Source organism: Kiloniella sp. (assembly GCF_048259265.1).
In the GTDB taxonomy this organism is placed as follows: Bacteria; Pseudomonadota; Alphaproteobacteria; order Kiloniellales; family Kiloniellaceae; genus Kiloniella.
Genome location: NZ_JBLXHT010000001.1, coordinates 465,569 through 486,156, shown reverse-complemented (window position 1 = coordinate 486,156; position 20,588 = coordinate 465,569). Strand labels below are relative to the sequence as shown.

Annotated in this window: 20 protein-coding genes; 8 read left to right on the top strand and 12 right to left on the bottom strand. The window is 45.8% G+C overall.

Going from position 1 to position 20,588, the window contains the following annotated elements; translation table 11 throughout:
- The first annotated feature begins 130 nt into the window (after positions 1–130).
- A complete protein-coding gene (locus ACN0QW_RS02320; RefSeq protein ID WP_299373627.1) occupies positions 131–784 on the top strand; it encodes a DUF1013 domain-containing protein in 654 nt (217 codons plus the stop codon).
- Positions 785–920: 136 nt separating this feature from the next.
- Here ACN0QW_RS02320 and ACN0QW_RS02315 read toward each other — a convergent pair whose 3' ends face one another.
- Together ACN0QW_RS02315 and ACN0QW_RS02310 are read right to left on the bottom strand one after the other, a co-directional pair.
- Positions 921–2,819: a propionyl-CoA synthetase gene (locus tag ACN0QW_RS02315; RefSeq protein ID WP_417428418.1), complete on the bottom strand. Its 1,899-nt coding sequence runs from the start codon at positions 2,817–2,819 to the stop codon at positions 921–923.
- 238 nt (positions 2,820–3,057) lie between these two features.
- A complete protein-coding gene (locus ACN0QW_RS02310) occupies positions 3,058–3,228 on the bottom strand; it encodes a YdcH family protein (protein WP_082130264.1) in 171 nt (56 codons plus the stop codon).
- 391 nt (positions 3,229–3,619) lie between these two features.
- On the opposite strand from ACN0QW_RS02310, the gene ACN0QW_RS02305 reads away from it, so the two are divergent.
- A complete protein-coding gene (locus ACN0QW_RS02305) occupies positions 3,620–4,207 on the top strand; it encodes a UbiX family flavin prenyltransferase (protein ID WP_417428416.1) in 588 nt (195 codons plus the stop codon).
- A 151-nt stretch (positions 4,208–4,358) separates the two neighbouring features.
- On the opposite strand, the gene ACN0QW_RS02300 is transcribed toward ACN0QW_RS02305, so the two are convergent.
- On the bottom strand, positions 4,359–4,904 hold the full coding sequence (locus ACN0QW_RS02300) for a TIGR02444 family protein (protein WP_417428414.1): 546 nt from the start codon (positions 4,902–4,904) through the stop codon (positions 4,359–4,361).
- 215 nt (positions 4,905–5,119) lie between these two features.
- Here ACN0QW_RS02300 and ACN0QW_RS02295 point away from each other — a divergent pair, with 215 nt between their 5' ends.
- Positions 5,120–5,335 (top strand): YdcH family protein, encoded by a 216-nt coding sequence (locus ACN0QW_RS02295; RefSeq protein WP_417428412.1) that lies wholly within the window; start codon positions 5,120–5,122, stop codon positions 5,333–5,335.
- Positions 5,336–5,409: 74 nt separating this feature from the next.
- On the opposite strand, the gene ACN0QW_RS02290 is transcribed toward ACN0QW_RS02295, so the two are convergent.
- Positions 5,410–6,168: a GGDEF domain-containing protein gene (locus ACN0QW_RS02290; RefSeq protein WP_417428410.1), complete on the bottom strand. Its 759-nt coding sequence runs from the start codon at positions 6,166–6,168 to the stop codon at positions 5,410–5,412.
- A gap of 257 nt (positions 6,169–6,425) precedes the next feature.
- Between ACN0QW_RS02290 and purE the strand changes: the two genes are divergently transcribed.
- Genes purE through ACN0QW_RS02275 form a run of 3 tightly spaced genes read left to right on the top strand, consistent with a single transcriptional unit; the run spans position 6,426 to position 8,950 of the window.
- Entirely contained in the window at positions 6,426–6,923 is a 498-nt protein-coding gene (gene purE / locus ACN0QW_RS02285) for a 5-(carboxyamino)imidazole ribonucleotide mutase (RefSeq protein ID WP_417428408.1), read from the top strand.
- Positions 6,924–6,981: 58 nt separating this feature from the next.
- Positions 6,982–8,082, top strand: a complete 1,101-nt coding sequence (locus tag ACN0QW_RS02280; protein WP_417428406.1) for a 5-(carboxyamino)imidazole ribonucleotide synthase — start codon at positions 6,982–6,984, stop codon at positions 8,080–8,082.
- Positions 8,015–8,950, top strand: coding sequence for a hypothetical protein (locus tag ACN0QW_RS02275; protein ID WP_417428404.1), 936 nt, complete (start codon positions 8,015–8,017; stop codon positions 8,948–8,950). Before ACN0QW_RS02280 ends, ACN0QW_RS02275 begins: the two co-directional genes overlap by 68 nt.
- A 28-nt stretch (positions 8,951–8,978) precedes the next feature.
- Here the strand turns inward: ACN0QW_RS02275 and ACN0QW_RS02270 are convergent, their stop codons facing one another.
- Both ACN0QW_RS02270 and def read right to left on the bottom strand, forming a co-directional pair.
- Entirely contained in the window at positions 8,979–9,617 is a 639-nt protein-coding gene (locus tag ACN0QW_RS02270) for a COQ9 family protein (RefSeq protein WP_417428402.1), read from the bottom strand.
- A gap of 86 nt (positions 9,618–9,703) precedes the next feature.
- Positions 9,704–10,261, bottom strand: a complete 558-nt coding sequence (gene def / locus ACN0QW_RS02265) for a peptide deformylase (RefSeq protein WP_417428400.1) — start codon at positions 10,259–10,261, stop codon at positions 9,704–9,706.
- A 289-nt stretch (positions 10,262–10,550) separates the two neighbouring features.
- Between def and rpsU the strand changes: the two genes are divergently transcribed.
- Positions 10,551–10,754 (top strand): 30S ribosomal protein S21, encoded by a 204-nt coding sequence (gene rpsU / locus ACN0QW_RS02260; RefSeq protein WP_046508209.1) that lies wholly within the window; start codon positions 10,551–10,553, stop codon positions 10,752–10,754.
- Positions 10,755–10,923: 169 nt separating this feature from the next.
- Here rpsU and ACN0QW_RS02255 read toward each other — a convergent pair whose 3' ends face one another.
- From ACN0QW_RS02255 to ACN0QW_RS02235, 5 genes are all read right to left on the bottom strand, one after another.
- Complete coding sequence (locus ACN0QW_RS02255; RefSeq protein ID WP_417428398.1) at positions 10,924–12,222, bottom strand: Hsp70 family protein; 1,299 nt, start codon at positions 12,220–12,222, stop codon at positions 10,924–10,926.
- 194 nt (positions 12,223–12,416) lie between these two features.
- On the bottom strand, positions 12,417–13,820 hold the full coding sequence (locus tag ACN0QW_RS02250) for an NAD(P)(+) transhydrogenase (Re/Si-specific) subunit beta (protein ID WP_299373674.1): 1,404 nt from the start codon (positions 13,818–13,820) through the stop codon (positions 12,417–12,419).
- Positions 13,821–13,832: 12 nt separating this feature from the next.
- Positions 13,833–14,243, bottom strand: a complete 411-nt coding sequence (locus ACN0QW_RS02245; protein WP_299373676.1) for an NAD(P) transhydrogenase subunit alpha — start codon at positions 14,241–14,243, stop codon at positions 13,833–13,835.
- Positions 14,243–15,682 (bottom strand): Re/Si-specific NAD(P)(+) transhydrogenase subunit alpha, encoded by a 1,440-nt coding sequence (locus ACN0QW_RS02240; RefSeq protein WP_417428395.1) that lies wholly within the window; start codon positions 15,680–15,682, stop codon positions 14,243–14,245. The genes ACN0QW_RS02245 and ACN0QW_RS02240 overlap by 1 nt, the downstream gene beginning before the upstream one ends.
- A 252-nt stretch (positions 15,683–15,934) precedes the next feature.
- The gene (locus tag ACN0QW_RS02235) at positions 15,935–17,323 is read right to left on the bottom strand and encodes an ABC1 kinase family protein (RefSeq protein ID WP_417428393.1); all 1,389 of its coding nucleotides are present in this window, start codon (positions 17,321–17,323) and stop codon (positions 15,935–15,937) included.
- A gap of 269 nt (positions 17,324–17,592) precedes the next feature.
- Between ACN0QW_RS02235 and ACN0QW_RS02230 the strand changes: the two genes are divergently transcribed.
- Positions 17,593–18,666: a PLP-dependent cysteine synthase family protein gene (locus ACN0QW_RS02230; RefSeq protein WP_417428391.1), complete on the top strand. Its 1,074-nt coding sequence runs from the start codon at positions 17,593–17,595 to the stop codon at positions 18,664–18,666.
- A 59-nt stretch (positions 18,667–18,725) separates the two neighbouring features.
- Here the strand turns inward: ACN0QW_RS02230 and ACN0QW_RS02225 are convergent, their stop codons facing one another.
- Positions 18,726–20,531 (bottom strand): M3 family oligoendopeptidase, encoded by a 1,806-nt coding sequence (locus tag ACN0QW_RS02225; protein WP_417428389.1) that lies wholly within the window; start codon positions 20,529–20,531, stop codon positions 18,726–18,728.
- Positions 20,532–20,588 lie beyond the last annotated feature (57 nt).

Genomic DNA, 20,588 nt, shown 5'->3' with positions numbered 1-20,588 from the left:
AATTAATAAAAAAACACCTCAATCCTTTATTTACTGCTTGGCCTCGCGGTATATTCGGGGTAAGCCACCCGTTGGATACGTATTACCGTAGCCGAAGGATCATTAGCCGACGGCACGATTAGGAGAACCAATGTCTCAACCACTAATGCCAAAAGCGACCGCCGTTTGGTTGGTCGAGAACACATCGCTAACCTTTGAGCAGATTGCAGAATTCTGTCAACTTCACACACTCGAAGTGCAAGGAATTGCCGATGGTGAAGTCGCTGTAGGTATTCGGGGAATGGACCCCATTGCAAATTCTCAGATCACTCGCGCGGAACTAGAACGCTGCGAGAAGGATTCGTCAAAATCTTTGCGTTTTTATCAGCAGGATGATTTGCCACAGCCGTCCAAACGGACAAAGGGTCCTCGTTACACCCCAATTGCAAAACGTCAGGATAAACCAGATGGAATTGCATGGTTGGTTCGCCACCACCCAGAGCTTACGGACAACCATGTTTCAAAACTGATTGGTACGACAAAGAAAACCATTCAGGCGATCAGAGATCGATCTCACTGGAATATTAGTAACATTCGTCCTCGCGATCCTGTTCTGCTTGGCCTTTGTAAGCAAGTCGACCTGAACGCGACAATCGACAAAGCGATCAAAGAAGCTGAAAAAGCTGGCCGCATCATTCCAAAACCAGAACCAATGGAAGAGGAAGTTGTAGCTGCACCGGTCAAAGAAGAACTTCCGGAAGATCCCTACGAAGCCTTCACACGCGCCTTCAAAAAGACTGATTAATATCCTACACATCAAAAACCCAAAAAGGCCTCTTATTTTTAAGAGGCCTTTTTTATAGGTTGTCCCGTCCTGAAATAAGCTTACATATTTCAGGATGGATCAATAGATACAATCCCCACCAGAAACAATTGCCACGTTACGACTTCGCGTAACCAATGCTTTGCAGAGATGCCTTGATCTCATCCAGAATGGCCGGATCATCAATGGTCGCGGGAACTTTATAGTCTTCGTTATCGGCAACTTTACGCATTGTCGCACGCAAAATTTTACCCGATCGCGTCTTGGGTAACCGTCCGACGACCACAGCAAGCTTGAAGGCCGCAACCGGGCCAATATCGTGCCTGACTTTTTGTATAACTTCGGCAACAACATCGCTATGAGATTTTATGGCTCCCGCTTTTAGAACCATAAAGCCGAGTGGTAGTTGGCCTTTGAGTTTATCTGCCACGCCAATTACCGCGCACTCTGCAACATCTTCATGAGCCGCTAAAACTTCTTCCATCGCCCCGGTTGATAAGCGGTGTCCTGCGACATTGATAATATCATCTGTTCGGGACATGACATAGATATAACCATTTTCATCTTTATAACCAGCATCCCCTGTTTCATAAAAACCAGGGAAACTTGTCAAATAAGCTTGGCGGTGGCGCTCTTTCGCATTCCAAAGGGTCGAGAAAGTTCCTGGCGGCAGAGGAAGCTTACAAACAATTGCCCCGATATCCCCCGCAGGCATTTCATTATGATCTTCAGCATCAAGAATACGAACATCCCACCCGGGAACTGATCGGGCAGGAGATCCTGCCACAATAGGTAATTCTTCAATTCCAAGACAATTAGAGGCTATCGGCCATCCTGTTTCTGTCTGCCACCAGTGATCAATGACCGGGACCTTTAGTTTTTCCAACGCCCAATTCAATGTATCAGGATCACATCGCTCCCCAGCAAGAAACAAAGTTCTAAAGTGCGAAAGATCATACTTTTCCAGATAAGTAGCGTCTGGGTCCTGTTGACGGATTGCCCGGAAAGCTGTGGGGGCTGTAAAGAGAACGGAAACATTATGTTCGGAGATAACACGCCAAAATGCACCGGGATCGGGCGTGCCAACAGGCTTACCCTCGTACATGACAGAGGTTGCCCCGTAAATTAACGGCCCGTACACAATATAGGAATGTCCTACAACCCAGCCGACGTCCGACGCCCCCCAAAAGACCTCGCCAGGTTCAACATTATATATATTCTTCATCGACCAATGCAGGGCAACAGCATGCCCGCCATTATCACGCACAATTCCTTTGGGCTGCCCTGTAGTTCCAGAAGTATAGAGAATATAAAGCGGATCTGTCGCAGTAACAGGGACACAATCAACAGCCGAGGCCTTCGCCTCTGCCTGTGCCCAATCCACATCGCGCTTGGCTGTCATAGATGCTTCTATTTGCGGGCGTTGCCAGATTACACAGTGATCAGGCTTATGCGTTGAAAGATCAATCGCTTCATCAAGCAAAGGCTTATAGGGAATAACCTTGCTCACCTCTATACCGCAAGAAGCAGAGACGATAATTTTCGGGCTACAATCATCTATACGCGTTGCAAGCTCATTAGCTGCAAATCCGCCAAAGACGACCGAGTGAACAGCACCAAGCCTTGCACAAGCCAACATTGCGACCGCCGCTTCCGGTATCATTGGCATATAAATAATAACGCGGTCACCCTTTGCAACACCAAGCTCAACAAGTGACCCCGCAAATTTGGCGACACGATTTAAGAGATCGGAATAGCTGATATTCTCTTTTGTATCGGTGACAGGGCTATCGTATATCAAGGCTGTCTGATCGCCCTGCCCCTGTTCTACATGTCGATCAAGCGCGTTATAGCAGGTGTTTAGTTCTCCCCCGCTAAACCATTGGTAAAATGGCGCGTCAGTGTCGTCTAGCACTTTGGCATATGACTTATACCAATTAATTTCCGATGCGGCTTCGGCCCAGAAAGTCTCTGACTCTGCCAAAGAACGTGCTTGCACGTCATCAAATAAACCCATGATGTTGTCCCAACATGATTATATATTTTTTATCCAGCCTCCCCGACTGGTCAGAATAGCTTGCTGCATATTAACTAGGGGATCAATTTCCCCAATAGACAGAAGCCTGCATTAGATAATTATTTTACAAATTTTTTACAGGCAAGATAATAAAAAACACCCGCCCGGGACAACCGAGCGAGTGCTTTTTTCATTTATCTAAATGCAAGCAAAAGGTACGTTAAATACCTCGGCATTCTTAGTGGGGATCACTCAACATTTGCATTTCGTCTTTAACGCGAAGCTTTTGCTTTTTAAGTGACATCAGTAGGGATTCATCGGGATGCGGGCGCGTACTCTCCTGATCAATAGCGCTCTCTAAAGTAACGTGTTTTGTGCGCAAGGACTCGATGCGTTCGGCAGTGGCCATATTCGTCTCCCTTTAAATACTAAGTTTCAATTGCTACCAATCACACTTAATGTTGTGAATCTTTACTTCAATTAATTTCTCCAAGAATCATCATTGCACTAGAAATTTTCCTGAAAAATCTCCATTACAATATCTGAAAAAATTTTTAGAAAGTACTGATCGTGTTTGAGATGGCAAAATCAAGACCGCAGGCCGTTTATTAGGCTTTCGCATATGGGAAATTTCCAAAGCGTCCCAACCGCAGTTATCTTGTTTTATTCGTACCAACCCAAACCCACAAACATTGTTGAGAAGACAGCGTGTATATATGCTAGACCTGTCAGACAAACTTGCCAAGAGCCAGGCAATATATATTTCATTTTTTTATCATATTTGTGAAAGATAGTTACCCATGACGCAGAAGAGAATTATTGTCGGAATCAGCGGAGCAAGCGGTGTAACCTACGGTATTCGCCTCTTGGAAATCTTACGCCCTACCGATATTGAAACTCACCTAATCATGAGTAATTCTGCTGAAATCACATTGACTTACGAAAGTAATTTAAAAGTTTCAGACGTCAAAAGCCTTGCTGATGTCACTCATAATGTCAAAGACATTGCCGCTTGCCTTTCCAGCGGGTCTTATCGAACACTCGGCATGGTGATTGCCCCTTGTTCTGTCAGAACCATGTCTGAAATATCAAGTGGTGTCACCTCGAGTCTCTTGACCCGTTCAGCAGATGTTATCTTAAAAGAACGCAGAAAACTGGTTCTTATGGTTCGGGAAACACCACTTCACACAGGGCACCTGCGTACCATGGTCAACCTGTCCGAGCTGGGCGCAATCATCGCACCGCCTGTTCCAGCCTTTTATGCCAAACCAAATAGCTTGGACGAAATGGTAGATTATAGCTTGGGTAGAATTCTTGATTTATTTGATATCGAGATCCCGGGGATGAACCGATGGGATGAAAATAGCAAGAAGCGCCCAGAGAACTGAACTTGAAACTCGATAATTTGGACTTGAAACCCGGTGACCTGTAAATCGGACTTGGTCTTCACCAACTTATCATCCTAAACCAAGTCCCACACACCAGGCTAGATTACCTGAGCACCCGCCAATGATGCGACAGGAAAATTAGCTAGATCTTTTACTGAAACAGCCACACAGCTTCCAAAGGTGGCAACTCTGGGAACCCGCCACGAACAATTGCGGCCAAGTCAGCACAATCCACGGTTCCAATGGCGTCAACTTCACATAGCTCCAAATATAAAACCATGTTTTTTGCGGCCATTCCTGACGAGGGTAATAATGCAGGTCGCAACGTCATATGAAGGTGCATAAAGTTTTGCTGCAAAGCTTCGGCCCATAGTTCCGAATCTTTCACAAGATTTCGCAATCCCTCTGTATGGCGAAAACCATTTATGGTTTCAGACTTCATCCATGTCCGAATATCGCGTAAGGGTTGGATCACATGATCTCGCCACTTTTCAATACCAGAGATCAAACCGGAAAGTTCTTTTGTGCTCAGTTGCTTTCCGCAAAATCCGGCCCAACAGCAAAAAAGCAATAAATTAACATCCAGATCATACTTTTCCTGTAAAACCAGACAGGCAGGAGCAACCCCTTGCTGTCCGTAAACATCAAGAGAGAAGTTCCAAAAAGGATTTATGGGCAACTGGCTTTGATCAAACATTTTCACCACAGCTTATAGCGCACTGTGAATAAAGAACAAACTATCGAATCGCTCTTAACTGTTATCTAGAATGCTCTTTCAGCAAACCAAAATCAGGCACTTTTCACCAAATCCACAACGATCGAAATAAAACTTACACAAAAACTATGTTTATTTTTAAAGTCAGAGTATAAGTAACTCCTTCTGTTAAATGTGAGTTCAAGAGACCCTGACACGTGGAAAATACAACAGGTAGTAGTAGAAAAGAGCTAATCGAAGAACTTGAAAGGCTCAAACAGGAGCATCGAGACATGGATGATATTATCGCCCGCTTGCAAGAGCACGCTCCGTTTGATCAGTTACAGCTTGTAAGATTAAAAAAGAAAAAGCTTAATCTCAAAGACAGCATGAACAGAATTGAAAGCAAGTTGCTGCCAGATATTATAGCCTGAACAAGCATTCCCAGACACGGGTTGCAAAAACCTAAATATTTTCTAACCGATTAGGGGTACGTTTTCAGATACCTCTAAGAGACATCTCGTTCTCCTGAAGTATTTTGTTTGGCTTTTTTCTGTTCATACATTGCCCTATCAGCTGCTTTGAGCGCCGCATCAGCATCCCCGCCCTGAAAACTATGGACACCATGGGAAACATGAACATTCACAGAATTGCCCTCATAATCAAAAGGTATCTTTGCAACTTCCCCAGCCAATAACTGTCCTTTCTCTGCTGCGATATCCGGAGGAGCCTGAAGTAAAATCACACCAAATTCATCCCCCCCCAGTCGCCCGACAATATCAGAAGAACGCACATTACTGAGCAATGTGGATGCAACATGTTTAATAGCCTCATCACCGGCTTCATGCCCCAACCCGTCATTGATTTCTTTCATGCCATTCACATCTATATAAATAACGCTACCCGGCACCTCATAGCGCTCGCTATATGCCATCATCCGATCAAGCTCGCGCACAAAAGCACGGCGATTTAGAACAGGTGTCAGAACGTCCTGATCTGCGAGCTTTTCAAGGTAATCCACTCTTTTTTTGGCCTGATCCAACTCCTGACGAACATCCTGAACTTCTTTCATCAGTTTCTCGATCGCAGCACGAACCTTTGGCGTGAACTCGGCCTCTGGAATGCCTCCAATCGAGGCAACATCTACAGGAGCTGTCGCATCAGACACTCCATCAACTTTTTGTGCTGGTTTTACAGTCGGTGTTGCCGAAACACGCCCGACACTGCTTACAGAGCCAGTTCCACCGGTTGGTCTTTGGACCTTCATACGACAAGCAATCCCTTTGCTTTATTTTCATTCCAGCTTCCTGCCGGAACATCTGTTATTTTAAAGCCATCCCATCAAACGAGGCGCCAAAAAATAAATACTCAACGCACTTTATATACAATCATTTTACATAAAGTTACCAAAAAACGGTAATTTTCCGTAATTTCCAGACAAAGCATTGTGTTCTCTTTACTTGCCTTCTTTTCTCACACGTCTTAATAATGCGCTCCGATACACAGCTAAATCAGGATTAAGCAATGTCCGAGAAATCTCCGCAAGTTGGTATAATCATGGGTAGCCAATCCGACTGGCCCACGATGAAACATGCGGCCGAAACCCTCGAAGCCTTGGGTATATCTTACGAAAAACGTATCGTATCTGCTCATAGAACCCCAGATCGTCTGGTTGAATACGCCACGACGGCGCGCGGCAGAGGTCTGAGCATTATTATCGCAGGTGCTGGTGGTGCTGCGCATTTGCCGGGGATGGCAGCCGCTATGACGCCATTACCTGTTTTTGGTGTTCCAATCGAAAGCAAAAGCCTCAAGGGACAAGACAGCCTGCTGTCAATCGTCCAGATGCCGGGCGGAGTACCCGTTGGGACATTGGCAATTGGTAAAGCTGGCGCGATCAACGCAGCTCTTTTATCAGGCTCAGTACTTGCGCTGCAAAACGAAGACATTGCAGAAGCTCTGGATAACTGGCGTCAAAAACAAACTGATGCTGTCGCCATAGAGCCAGTTGATACCCTATAATTAAGACACCTATTATTATTCAGGCAACGTTTTACGGACATCCGTGGAGACAACGATTATGAGCAAGTCGCTTTCAGCCCCACTCGCCCCAGGTTCCATTATTGGTATTCTTGGGGGTGGACAACTCGGAAGAATGGCTGCATCTGCGGCTGCTGAGCTGGGATATCATTGCCACATCTACTGTCCCGAAGCTGATAGTCCTGCAAGTGAAGTTTCTAAATATTCAACGACAGCAGCTTATGATGATGAAAAGGCCCTTGCTGATTTTGCTGAACACGTTGATGTTGTCACTTATGAATTTGAAAATGTTCCTGCCAAAACAGCGGCGTTTCTGATTGATCGCATCCCGGTTAATCCTGGTCCAAACGTTCTACACATTTGCCAAAATCGATTACGTGAAAAGGATTTCTGCAACTCTATTAACGTTCCGACGACACGTTATATGGAAGTTACGAACCCCGAATCACTTGATCGTGTTGTCAGAGACATGGGACGCCCCTGCATTTTAAAGACCACCGAAATGGGTTATGATGGCAAGGGACAAACTTTTATAGCTGCTGATACGAAATTAACCGATGCATGGAATGCAGTTGCCCCAAATTTGGATCAAGCAGAGTTAGTTGTAGAGGCCCTAGTCGATTTCCGTATGGAAATTTCTGTTATCGTAGCCAGAAGTATTCAAGGTGACTGTCAGGCGTATATTCCAGTAGAGAACCGCCACAAAAACCATATTCTGGACCAAACAATCGTCCCGGCACGCATTTCGCAAAAAATTAGTGATCGCGCAGAAGCTTTGGCGCGACACATGGCCGAAGAAATGGAACTCGTCGGCATGATGGCCGTAGAGATGTTTGTCACAACGGATGATGAAATCTTGATCAACGAAATGGCCCCACGCCCACACAATTCTGGTCATTGGTCCATGGATGCCTGCGTCACATCCCAGTTTGAACAGTTTATCCGCTCCATTGCAGGATTAAACCTTGGATCTGTTTTCCGTCACTCGGATGCCGTCATGACAAACCTACTCGGGGACGATGTTGAAAAATGGGAAGAGATCCTCTCTGATCCCGCCAGTAAGCTTCATCTATATGGAAAAGACGAAGCAAAACCCGGACGCAAAATGGGCCACTTTACCCGGATCATTCCCCGGAATTAATTTACATCGTGATGAGATGCGGATTATCCTGAGTCGAAAAGGGTTTGATGCCCAGTATGGCGGTGGTCCGAGCCCAATCCTACCCAATGGAAAAATGTTTTCCCTGCCCATCCCTCACCCAATGGGGCCAAAGACTTATCAGGATATCGCCTCGCCGATTGGGCACTTAGGGGCTGTCATTGAGAAGCTAAAACCCAAAGCAGCTTCCCCTCAAGACAGAGCGCATCTGGACCCAGATCTCTATCCCGACAGCCTTCCACGTCATCCCGATTGGACCTGTTGCTTTGGGCAATATGGTGCAGCTCAACAACATCTTGCCAATCAAGGCATTACTGCTGGAGATTTATTTCTCTTCTTTGGCTGGTTCAGGTGCGTAGATAATAATTTGCGCCCTTTGCCCAAACAACCAGACCTACACGTTATCTATGGATGGCTACAGATTCAAAAGGTGATCAACATCGGCACTGATATTCACTCTACAGCAAAACAATCCCCAGCCTATGCGGATCATCCTCACCTCACACATTCATTCGGGGTAAACAACACCCTTTATATTGCAAAAGACAAATTAAAGATCGGTCGGCAAGAACTCGATATTCCCGGCGGAGGCGTTTTCTCCCAGATCGATCAGGATAGAGTTTTGACTGCTGAGGGTTCCACTCGCTCTGTCTGGAGTTTACCTAAATGGTTTGCACACCCGACACCCGCACTATCTTATCACCGAAACGCGGACAAATGGACACCAACGCCCAAAGGCTGGGAGTTAAAGTCGGCCCCTAAAGGTCAAGAGTTTGTCATCAACACCCAAGGCCGTAGTCGCCCGGCTAACCACTGGCTCAAAAAAATATTCCACGATCAACCGATCTGACAAAGATGCTAAGAATGACAAACTTCTCTTACGGGCTCTTCTTGGAAAAAGGGACACAAACTTGAAATTTATTGGCCAGCGCACTTACCTTACCTATTGTTTTACCTAACGCGCCGCCAATTTTGAGAACCTCTGCAATACGTCGATCAAGAAAGCTCCAGGTTTTTTCAAAATCTTCAGAACAATCATCCAACCAAAATAAAAGCGTCGAACTATAAACACCCGCAAGCAACAAGCGCTTGCTATAAAAATTATAATCGGTGGATGTATCCCCGGCGGCTAACCACATGGCATCGACGGTATCATAAACATTATGCATACCTTCCGTAGCCTTAAGCGGCATTGTGAAAAAGCTTACGCCTTTGCGAATGGCTTCACGATCCGGTGTCATAAGCTCCAGTTTGGTTCTTACAGCTAATGTAATTCGATCGCGTACTTTCATGTCAACCGCGCCATTCTTTTCCAAATTTTCCATAACTTGATGGTCAAGCTGCTGATTATAAAATCGCAACACATCAGTTATGCCCCTTGGAAAGAGAATGGAAACATCCTGAGATGAGAGATCACAATTGGTTCCCGCCTCAGTAAGAGCAGCATCACTCCACCCCTCAAAAGGAACAATGCATAACAAAGCTTCTAACAGTTTGACTTTTTTTGCTTCGCTCATATCACGATTCCTTAAGTTTCCTAGCTCACGTACAATTTTGCTCCGGGAAGATAGTATGCAGAAACATTCCACTTACCCCAAAGATCTCATTCATCAGCTTTTTGATAACCGACTTCTGATGAAAAAATAAGTGATTTAATATCTGTCATTCGTTCTGGGTAGAGAACACCGTTCAAATGATCGTATTCATGCTGAACAACGCGTGCATGAAACCCGGTGGCCTCACGCTCTATAAGCTTACCATCAAGCCCCAACCCGCGATAGCGAATTGACCTGTGGCGGGGAACTTTCCCCATCAAGCCCGGAATGGAAAGACACCCTTCCCAGCTTTCATCTATTTGATTACCGATAAAATCAATTTCGGGGTTCACAAGAACAGTCAAAGGCACAGCTGCCTCGCCCTCTATCGAAATCCCCATTCTTTCAGCCTCAGCATTGGCGCGATCTTCGGAAACGAAGAAGACAAAAATACGTTTCGACTCGAAAACCTGAGGGGCTGCTATACCTGTACCACCAGCCTCTGTCATGGTCTCGACCATGTTTTCAACAAGCTCGCGGATTTCGGTCGATGTCGGATCAGAAACAGATGCAGCAATCTGTCGTAAAACAGGATGCCCCATTTTTGATATATTTAGTAAGGTCATGTTTATACTATGGAACTCTGGTTACACAGGATCAAAATAAAACGCCGTGTCTTTGCAAAAGTTATCATATTATAGTGCTAAAGCACAGAAATACTGGGAAAAAGAATCTCTAAAGAATCTGGGGCGCTCTTTATTCTTCCCTTCACATTCATAAAAGGCTGTGATAGGTACTGCCATGAACCTGCTGTACCATCGGTCCAGCGGTTGTTCTTTATGTGTTCAACTCGGGTAACCGAGAAAACTCTGTCAGACCAATCATGGACTGACGTTAGAAAGGAGCTGATCGCCCGTGCAAGTACACGTTCGTGATAATAATGTTGATCAGGCTCTTCGCGCGCTTAAGAAAAAGCTGCAACGCGAAGGTGTCTTCCGTGAAATGAAGTTGCGTCGTCACTTCGAAAAACCATGTGAGCGCAGAAAGCGCGAGGGTGCCGAAGCAGTTCGTCGCTATCGCAAACTTCTACGTAAACGTATGGAACGTGAAGGCTATTAAAGTCTGATCGGCGTTCTGTGAACGTCGCTTAAGGCGAGATATCTTCCTCTTGGAAGAAGAACGGGCTGCCCTCTAACTCAGACGGCGGCCCGTTTTGCGCCTAAAACAAATTCGAGCATCTCTCTACTCAGCAACCCGATCCTTACTTTAAAGCATAAGCAGTCACGATCTAAACAGCCCAGCTTTGAGAGTCTGGGTCTTGACCTACCAGAGCAAGGCCGTAAGCAACGGATTCAAGTTGCTTCCCGCTTGCCAATTTATCTTTTCCGAAAAGCTTGGCAAAAAGCGTCTGCACAGCCGGAACGTAAGATGTTCCCCCCGTCATAAAGACCTTATCAATCTGAGACAGAGGAATCTTGCTTTCCAGTAACAAGTTATCGACCTTTTTTTCGATCACAGCCAAATCCTTGGCAATCCAGCTTTCAAAATCTTGTCGACAAATCGTCTTCTCAATTTTTTTGTCACTGAAGTGAACCGAAAAATTCGTTTCATTACTATGAGTTAAAGCCATTTTCGCTTTGGAAATGGCATCGTAAATATCCATGCTCCAATCATTATCGACAACATCGATAAAGGCTTCGATCATTTCCGGATGAACCGCCACTGATTTTAGTTCACGAAGTTCGCGAAGGGTTGTTGGGCTTTTCAAAACCCCAAGCTCGTGCCACTTGGAAAAACGATTGTAGAAACTGTTGGGCATATCAAGAACCTTACGATCCAAGGAATAGTATCCGCTGCCTTTACCAAGAGACGGAGAAACCACATGGTCAATTAATCGACTATCAAAGGTATCACCCGCGATACCAACCCCCGCATAGCCTAAAGGAGTAGATCGCAAGGTTGAACCTGAACGCTCAAACTTGATGAGAGAAAAATCGCTTGTTCCGCCGCCGAAGTCAGCAACAAGAATAGTTGCTTCTTTCTCAATATTTTTTGCGTAGTAATACGCCGCCCCCACAGGCTCATAGACGTAACTTACGTTGGAAAAACCAATACTTTTATAAGCCGCATCATATCGTTCGCGCGCTAAGTCTTCATCCGGAGAATGCCCCGCATAGATAATTGGACGCCCCGCGATGACCTTTGTTTTTTCTTCAGGGATCTGATCTCCGGCATCCGAGACAAACTGCGTAAAAAAATCAGCCATAATATCTTGCAAGGTAAAACGCTTGGAAAATATTTGCGTTTCCTGAAACAGCTTACTGGCGATATGACTTTTGAAAGACTGAAGAAAACGCACTTCACCGCGCGCCGTTAGGTATTGTTCCAGCGCCCAGGGGCCACCGGCTACATCTACTCTAGAGTTTTTAGCCGGACTATGCTTCTCGTAACAAAGCAGGCTACGATAAACATCATGCAGAATATCATCGTGCTTGAATTTAACGGATTTCACCGCTCCCTTTTGGTCAGCCAAAGCAATCACAGTATTCGTCGTACCGAAATCAATACCAATTGAGATATCACTCATGGCTTCATCCTCGTTTTACATAAGGTTGGAAAAAGGGACGGGATACATGATCCCTTTCAAGCCAAGTATCAAGAAATAATTTGTAAAAAAACTACCGCATGTTGGTTCTTTAGTGCGAGGTTCTTACAACAGAAAAACAAATAAAAAGGACATCCGAGGATGCCCTTTTCCAATACAGCAACGATAAGAAGCTCTTAGAGTTGCTCCAAAGATTTCACAATCTTCTCGCACATCTGTTTCGCATCACCGAACAGCATCATCGTGTTGTCCCGGAAGAAAAGCTCGTTCTGAACACCAGCATATCCAGCAGACATACCACGCTTTACAAAGAGAACGGTCTGGGCCTGATCAACTTCCAGAATAGGCATCCCATAAATAGGTGATTTGGGATCTGTCTTGGCAGCTGGGTTAGTAATGTCATTCGCACCGATAACAAAAACAACATCCGTTGATTTGAAATCGCGATTGATCTCGTCCATCTCTAGCACCTCGTCATAAGGCACAGATGCTTCAGCCAGCAACACGTTCATGTGCCCCGGCATACGCCCAGCAACAGGATGAATAGCATAACGCACATTAACCCCATCAGCTTTGAGCAAATCAACCATTTCACGCAGCGTATGCTGAGCCTGTGCAACAGCCATACCGTATCCCGGCACAATAACAACTGACCCCGCATTTTTCATCAGGAAAGCCGCATCATCGCCAGAGCCGGATTTTACAACCCGATCATCATCACCGCCGCTCCCGGCGGGACCATCATCAGCCTCGGCTCCAAAGCCACCAAGGATAACGCTGATAAAAGAACGGTTCATGGCTTTACACATGATGTAGCTGAGGATAGCCCCCGAAGAACCAACCAGTGCACCTGTGATAATCAACAAGTTGTTTTGCAGGGTAAAACCGATGCCACACGCGGCCCAGCCTGAATAGGAATTCAGCATGGACACAACAACAGGCATATCCGCACCGCCAATCGGCAAAATCAGTAAGAAGCCAAGCAACAGTGTAACCGCGATCAATACCCAGAGATAAAGAGGTTCCTGTGTTGTACAGAGCAAAACAAGCAGCACAACAACTAACGCACCAAGTGCAGCATTAAGCATGTGTTGCATCTTGAAGACCAGCGGTGCACCCGAAACAAGTCCTTGCAGCTTAGCAAACGCGACCACTGATCCCGTAAAGGTAATCGCACCAACGGCTGTACCAATTGCCAATTCAACAAGACTTGAGATCTGAATATCGCCAACCCGTCCGATACCATAGGCTTCTGGTTTGTAGAAGGTTGCTAAAGCAACACAAACCGCGGCCAAACCGACAAGACTGTGGAAGGCTGCAACAAGTTGCGGCAAGGCAGTCATTTTAATGCGCAAGGCAATGACGGTACCAATAGCCCCACCGACAAGCAGTCCAAGAAGAATGGTGCCAAAACTCACCACGCCAGGTGCCATAAGGGTCGTTCCGATGGCCAGAACCATTCCAACGATACCAAAAATATTTCCCTGTCGGCTGGTTGTCGGGTGTGAAAGCCCGCGAAGCGCCATAATAAAGCAGACTGAAGCAGCCAGATATAACAGAGCAGAAAGATCTGATGACATAGTAAGCTCCCCCTATTGCTTTTTCTTGAACATTTGCAGCATACGCTGCGCGACGATAAAACCACCAAAGATGTTCACAGCAGCCAACACAATGGCAATGAAACCCATGATTTCGCTAAAACCAACATCGGCTGGTCCCGCAGCAATCAATGCGCCAACAATAATCACCGATGAAATGGCATTGGTTACCGCCATCAAAGGCGAGTGCAATGCAGGGGTTACATTCCAGACAACGTAATAGCCAACAAACACAGCTAAAACCAACACCGTCAGGCCCATAATAAATGGGGACCCTGCACTTTGCCCGGCCGTGTCGATAGCAAGGCGACTGGCCTCAGATGCAAGAGATGCAACCTCGTCAGATAAGGCACGTGCTGAATTAGCGACGTCAGTTGCCTTGTTTATAAATTCCTCACTAGACATTAGGCATCTCCCCCATCTTTAGGTTCAGTGTTTGTCTCGGGCTTACTTTCAGCAGACTTAGCCGACGCTTTTTTAGGCGCCGCTTTAGGCTTTGGAGCAGCTTTGTTCGCCGCAGCCTTTGTCGTTTGCTTCGCTGTTGTTTTCTTAGCAGGCGCCCGTTTAGAAGATTCTTTTTTCGTCGTAGTTGTTTTTCTTACTGTCGTTTTTATAGCAGTCTTCTGGGCCGCTGATTTTGGTGTTGCTGGCTCACCTTCGGCCGCTGTCTTTGTCTCTGTTTTAGAAGCCGCCTTTTTTTCAGTATGGGCCAACGCTGGATGAACAATCGAACCTTCGTGTGTTACACAGGTTCCTTTGATGATTTCGTCATTCCAGTCAATTTTTAATTCCTTAGCTTCTTTATCGAACAGAAGTTCAAAGAAATTGAAAACGTTCTTGGCATAGAGCGAAGATGCATCCGTCGCCAAACGTCCGGGAACATTATTATAACCAACGATGGATACACCATCCTTTTCAACAACTTTTCCGGCTACAGACAGTTCACAGTTACCACCGTTTTCGACAGCAAGGTCAACAATCACCGATCCTGGTTTCATTGACTTGACCATTTCTGCCGTTACCAATACTGGCGCAGGACGTCCTGGTATCAATGCCGTGGTAATGACCATATCAACCTTGGCAATGGTCTCTGCAATCAAGGTTGCCTGTTTTGCCTTATAGGCATCCGACATCTCTTTTGCGTAACCACCAGCGGTTTCAGCCTGTTTAAACTCATCGTCTTCAACAGCAACAAACTTTGCCCCAAGCGATTCAACTTGTTCTTTCGAAGCCGGACGAACATCCGTCGCCGATACAACAGCACCAAGGCGCCGTGCCGTTGCAATAGCTTGTAGTCCGGCAACCCCTGCCCCCATGACAAAGACCTTGGCCGGAGCAATAGTCCCGGCAGCGGTCATCATCATCGGAAAAGCACGATTGAACACCGCAGCACCGTCCAACACAGATTTATATCCTGCCAAATTTGATTGGCTTGACAAAACATCCATCGATTGTGCACGGGTAATACGCGGTACAAAATCCATTGCAAATGCTGTTAATCCAGCCTCTGCATAAGCATCCAATTCTTTCTCAGAACGATAAGGATCTGCTATTGAGACAACGATGGTACCTTTAAGCAAAACCTTAAGTTCATCATCTTTACCGCCTGCAATTGGCTTTTGAACCTTTAGAACAGCTTTAGCATCCTTGTAGGTTGTCGCGGCATCTTTCCCAATCGTCGCGCCAGCATCCTTATACGCTGTATCCGTGAAGCTGGCTGCAACACCTGCTCCTTTTTCCACAAAGACATCACACCCCAAAGCGGCGAGTTTTTTCACCGTCTCAGGAGAAGCAGCGACCCGTGTTTCATTCGGGCGACGCTCCTTGGGAATAGCAATTTTCATATTTTCTCCCCACAAGAATTGTCGTTGGATCGAAACATCCAACAAATTGTCATTGTTATTAAAAGGCAATTAAAATCAAAGCTGCAAGTGTGCACTGCACAAAAACATTCTAAAAACGCCATAAGCCAAGGAAAACACCTGTGCCAGTTGGGAAATAATTTCACCCACAAATAACAAATTATTGATGTAGTATATTAAAAATATCGATTCGCCTGTATTCACAGCTGACAAATAGCTGCTTACAGATCTACTTTATGCACGTGTCGGAATTGGAACATTGAATTCGTTTAAGGCTGATGTTTGTCTTTCCAACAAAATCTGGTGATCAAAATCTGAAATAAGATCATGAAACAGTTGGTGCCAGTTTATTTCGGCATTCAAGTGCATGAACACTGACCCAAGACCGACAGCAGCACGATCCATGAGAACAAATTCCCTTGGTGGTTTGACCCCACCTAATCGACGTAGTTCCTGATGTACCTTATTTGCTACTCCGGCACCGTAAGCGCCCCCCTGATAATCATCAACTATGGTTCTTTTTCGATCCTGAAGCAGAGGTCCATAAAGAAAATGCGCCCATATGTTTAGCGTATTTAGCATCTCTCGGCTTTGAATTTTAAAACCCCAGCTTTCATAAGCTTGAACAGCCAAGTCTTCGTCATCTCGTTCAAGCCCAAAATAAAGATCAATAACCCCCTTAACAAAAGATGCATCAAAAACACGGATACATCCAAAATCCAACAAATTGACATCACCGTTCTCTCGTATGGAATAGTTGCCGAGGTGAGGATCACCATGAATAACGCCATATTTATAAAAGGGAACATACCAGGCACGAAACATATTCATCGCGACCTGATTTCGCATTTCCAGATCGTTTTCATGAGAACTGATGAAATTAAGAAGCGGAACACCATCAAGCCAGTTCATCGTGATCAAACGATTGGTCGTTAACTCGGGAACAGCTTTCGGTACACATACATGTTTTTCATCTACAAGCATGTGCCCGTAAAGTCCCATGTTTTGCGCTTCACGTTGATAATCCAGCTCTTCTCGTAAGCGATCGGTTAATTCGTGTAAGATATTTGAAGGATCAATCGCCTTGTCATAACGCCGATAAATCCCGAACAACAAAGCAAGCTGTTTTAAGTCAGCCTCAACGGCCGAAATCATGTCCGGATATTGCAATTTACAGGCAAGCTCTTGCCCATCCAAAGCAATCGCACGGTGGACCTGACCAAGTGATGCAGCTGCCGTTGCGACTTGATCAAAGGATTGGAATTTTCTCTGCCACCCCGTCCCCATCTCCGTCTTCATGCGACGCTTCACAAACAACCACCCCATGGATGGTGCATTTGATTGAAGCTGACGGAGCTCTTCGGCATATTCTTTGGGGAGTGCGTCGGGAATCGTCGCAAGAATTTGTGCCGCTTTCATCAAAGGCCCTTTAAGCCCTCCCAAAGCGTTCTTCAACTCTGCCGAATGTTTTGCAGAGTTTAGACCTGTCCCCAACACACGATTTCCAACAACCTGTGCAGCAAGCCCTCCCACAGAGCTCCCGACTTTAGCATAGCGTTTCAAACGCCCCGAGAGACGTGATCCTGAATCGCTTATATCTTGGAGATCTTCGTCATCCTGCATTCTGCTGATCTTTCGTACAATCTCTGAAACTTGCCAAACATGAAACGTTAAACCTTTATATGGTGTTTGACCTTCAAAAGTACCAACTCAATCTTCCTCACCTTGCAGGCAAAAAATTTTGGGAAATTATCCCAATAAAAATCTAAATTATGCTTATATTTGAGAGAAAATAACACCATTGGTCATATACCTTCGCCCGCAAAGATATCAACAGGATCAAAGCTTATGTTATCCTGTGTTTTTAAGAACTACGATTTTCGGATTTTCTAATGAATAAAAGACTTTGGGTTCAACAAGCTCTCAACAAAATCGAAGCGGATTATAACCGATCTTCTGATACCCACCTTATCAAGTTGGATTTGCCAAGTTGCCTTGGCGTTGATTTATATTTTAAAGATGAAAGCACACACCCGACAGGCAGTCTGAAACATCGGCTTGCAAGATCACTCTTTCTTTATGGTCTTTGTAACGGATGGATTGGGCCGGATACCACCATTATCGAGGCATCATCAGGTAGCACAGCAATATCCGAGGCATACTTTTCCCGATTACTAAATCTAAGATTTATTGCCGTCGTGCCCAAAACCACAGCTCGAAAAAAACTGGCACAAATTGAATTTTATGGTGGTGAATGCCATCTGGTTGATGCGAAAGACATCTACACAGAATCAGAACGGCTCGCGCACGAGTTAAACGGCCACTATATGGATCAATTCACCTATGCAGAGCGCGCGACCGATTGGCGGGGCAATAATAACATTGCGCAGTCTTTGTTTTCGCAAATGGCGCTAGAACCCCACCCCTGCCCGGAATGGATTGTAGCCAGCGCAGGTACGGGCGGCACATCAGCAACACTCGGCCGCTTTATCCGCTATGATCAATCCTGTACGCACGAAACAAAACTCTGCGTCGTTGATCCGGAAAGTTCAGTCTTTTATGACTTCTACAAAACGGGTGATAAAAACCTAACCAGTTCTGGATCACGAATTGAAGGCATCGGCCGCCCAAGAGTTGAGCTTTCTTTTGTGCCCAGTCTGGTTGATCGTATGATTCAAATTCCAGATGCCGCTTCAATTGCTGCAATCAACGTTCTGGAAAAACTACTTGGACGCAAATGCGGGGCATCCACAGGAACAAATCTTTATGGTGCCTTTCTTCTCATGTCCGAAATGAGAGCCCGTAAAGAAAAAGGCAGTATCGTCACCTTGATCTGCGATTCCGGTGATCGCTATCTCGATACCTATTACAGCCAAGAATGGCTTGATCGCCACAACATCGATCCAGCGCCTTATATCAAAAACCTTGAATCATTCCTTGAAACTGGGTCACTTACCTTGGCTTAAGTCATTACCAGCCTCAAGGAACTCCTGCCTTGAGGCTGGTAAATCACAACAGAGCAATATTATTCCTCCATAGCTTCCAGCTGATCAATAAATCCAGATACAACTTTGAGTCCCTGTTTCCAAAAATCCGGATCACTTGCATCTAGACCAAAGGGCGCGAGCAACTCTTTGTGACGCTTTGAACCACCAGCAGAGAGCATATCAAGATACTTTTCTGCGAACCCATCCTCGCTTTGCTGGTAAACCGCATAGAGTGAATTGACCAGACAATCCCCGAACGCGTAGGCATAAACGTAAAACGGTGCATGGATAAAGTGTGGGACATAAGACCAATAGGCTGCGTATTCATCTTCGAAACGAATAGCAGGCCCCAAGCTTGCTTTTTGGGTCTGCATCCAAATTTCACCAAGCTGTTCGGGCAACAGTTCCCCTTTACGACGTTCATCATGAACTCGAGTTTCGAACTGGTGCATCGCGACCTGTCGCACGACAGTGTTCAGCATGTCTTCCACTTTGGAAGCCAGCATGATCTTACGCGCCTTGGCATCCGCTTTCTTTTTCAAGACAGACTGGAAAGTCAGCATTTCACCAAAAACAGAAGCCGTTTCAGCAAGCGTTAACGGCGTATCCGACATGAGTGGTCCTTGCCCCCCGGCTAGAACCTGATGTACGCCATGCCCAAGCTCATGCGCCAAGGTCATAACATCTCGTGTCCGACCTTGATAATTCACAAGTAAATAAGGGTGCGCACAAGGGACGGTCGGATGAGCAAAGGCACCCGGCGCCTTACCTGGACGAACAGGCGCATCAATCCAAGGGTTATCAAAAAACTTTTGTCCCACTTCAGCAAGCTTTGGCGAAAATCCTGCGTAGGCAGTCAACACAGTCTCTGTTGCATCGGCCCACGTAATAACATCATCATCGTCATCCGGCAGGGGGGCATTACGATCCCAGTAAGGAAGTTGCTCTACACCAAACCACTTTGCTTTCAGCTTATAATAACGATGCGCAAGATCCTGATAAGAATCAGACACCGAACTTACCAAAGCATCAACGACTTCGTCTTCGACAACGTTAGCGAGGTTCCGGGAAGAAACAGGGAGAGAGAAACCACGCGCCAGATCTTCGACTTCTTTATCTTTCGCCAAAGTATTCGTGATATGCGCAAAAAGGCGCTGATTTTCGCCCAACACCTTTCCCAGTGACTGAGCCGCTTCTTTACGTGCTTTGGGGTCGCGATCACTGAGTTTATTCAGAATCTGTGCCGAACTAAATTCTTCCCCCATATAAGGGAAGCGAAGGCTCGCCATCGTTTCATCAAACAGGCGTACCCATGCTGAGCGACCGGAAACACGCTTCTCGTGGAGAATTTTTTCCACATCATCAGAAAGTTGATAATCTTTTTGCGCCCGTAAATCTCTCAACCAAGGGGCATATTTGGCAAGTGAGCTATCTGTTATCTTGATCTGTAGATCACCCTCGTCCAACTGATTCAGCTCTAGAGAGAAAAACAAGATGTGTGACGAAATACCTGTGCTGCGTTCCTGCATAGACTGGAAAAATTTTCCAACTTCCGGATCACTCATATTACCGGCGTAGACCAGATAGGCATAGCTCATCACCTTGCCCATAATCTCTTGCGTCGTTTCAAACGATTCAATCGCAGTACAAAGAGCATCCCCGTCCAGATCCGCTAATTTCCCCGCATATTTAGCATTAAAAGCAATGGCTGATTTTTCGACAGCAACCAGATCATTTTCCAGTTCGGTAGAATCTGGTGCGGGATAAAGATCAGTCAAATCCCAGGCGGGTAAAGTACCAAGCTTTTCATCATTTACTTCTTTGGGGTGAGCAGCTTCGGTCATAAAAATTCCTCTCATTCCGCAAACGCGGTCTTCAAATACGAACGTTGTCTGTATAAG

Coding starts and splice junctions, on each gene's coding strand:
- ACN0QW_RS02275 (WP_417428404.1), top strand. CDS start 8,015: ATGGAAAAGACGAAGCAAAACCCGGACGCAAAATGGGCCACTTTACCC.
- ACN0QW_RS02280 (WP_417428406.1), top strand. CDS start 6,982: ATGAGCAAGTCGCTTTCAGCCCCACTCGCCCCAGGTTCCATTATTGGT.
- ACN0QW_RS02270 (WP_417428402.1), bottom strand. CDS start 9,617: ATGAGCGAAGCAAAAAAAGTCAAACTGTTAGAAGCTTTGTTATGCATT.
- def (WP_417428400.1), bottom strand. CDS start 10,261: ATGACCTTACTAAATATATCAAAAATGGGGCATCCTGTTTTACGACAG.
- ACN0QW_RS02305 (WP_417428416.1), top strand. CDS start 3,620: ATGACGCAGAAGAGAATTATTGTCGGAATCAGCGGAGCAAGCGGTGTA.
- ACN0QW_RS02240 (WP_417428395.1), bottom strand. CDS start 15,682: ATGAAAATTGCTATTCCCAAGGAGCGTCGCCCGAATGAAACACGGGTC.
- purE (WP_417428408.1), top strand. CDS start 6,426: ATGTCCGAGAAATCTCCGCAAGTTGGTATAATCATGGGTAGCCAATCC.
- ACN0QW_RS02250 (WP_299373674.1), bottom strand. CDS start 13,820: ATGTCATCAGATCTTTCTGCTCTGTTATATCTGGCTGCTTCAGTCTGC.
- ACN0QW_RS02310 (WP_082130264.1), bottom strand. CDS start 3,228: ATGGCCACTGCCGAACGCATCGAGTCCTTGCGCACAAAACACGTTACT.
- ACN0QW_RS02300 (WP_417428414.1), bottom strand. CDS start 4,904: ATGTTTGATCAAAGCCAGTTGCCCATAAATCCTTTTTGGAACTTCTCT.
- ACN0QW_RS02290 (WP_417428410.1), bottom strand. CDS start 6,168: ATGAAGGTCCAAAGACCAACCGGTGGAACTGGCTCTGTAAGCAGTGTC.
- ACN0QW_RS02320 (WP_299373627.1), top strand. CDS start 131: ATGTCTCAACCACTAATGCCAAAAGCGACCGCCGTTTGGTTGGTCGAG.
- ACN0QW_RS02245 (WP_299373676.1), bottom strand. CDS start 14,243: ATGTCTAGTGAGGAATTTATAAACAAGGCAACTGACGTCGCTAATTCA.
- ACN0QW_RS02230 (WP_417428391.1), top strand. CDS start 17,593: ATGAATAAAAGACTTTGGGTTCAACAAGCTCTCAACAAAATCGAAGCG.
- ACN0QW_RS02235 (WP_417428393.1), bottom strand. CDS start 17,323: ATGCAGGATGACGAAGATCTCCAAGATATAAGCGATTCAGGATCACGT.
- ACN0QW_RS02225 (WP_417428389.1), bottom strand. CDS start 20,531: ATGACCGAAGCTGCTCACCCCAAAGAAGTAAATGATGAAAAGCTTGGT.
- ACN0QW_RS02255 (WP_417428398.1), bottom strand. CDS start 12,222: ATGAGTGATATCTCAATTGGTATTGATTTCGGTACGACGAATACTGTG.
- ACN0QW_RS02315 (WP_417428418.1), bottom strand. CDS start 2,819: ATGGGTTTATTTGATGACGTGCAAGCACGTTCTTTGGCAGAGTCAGAG.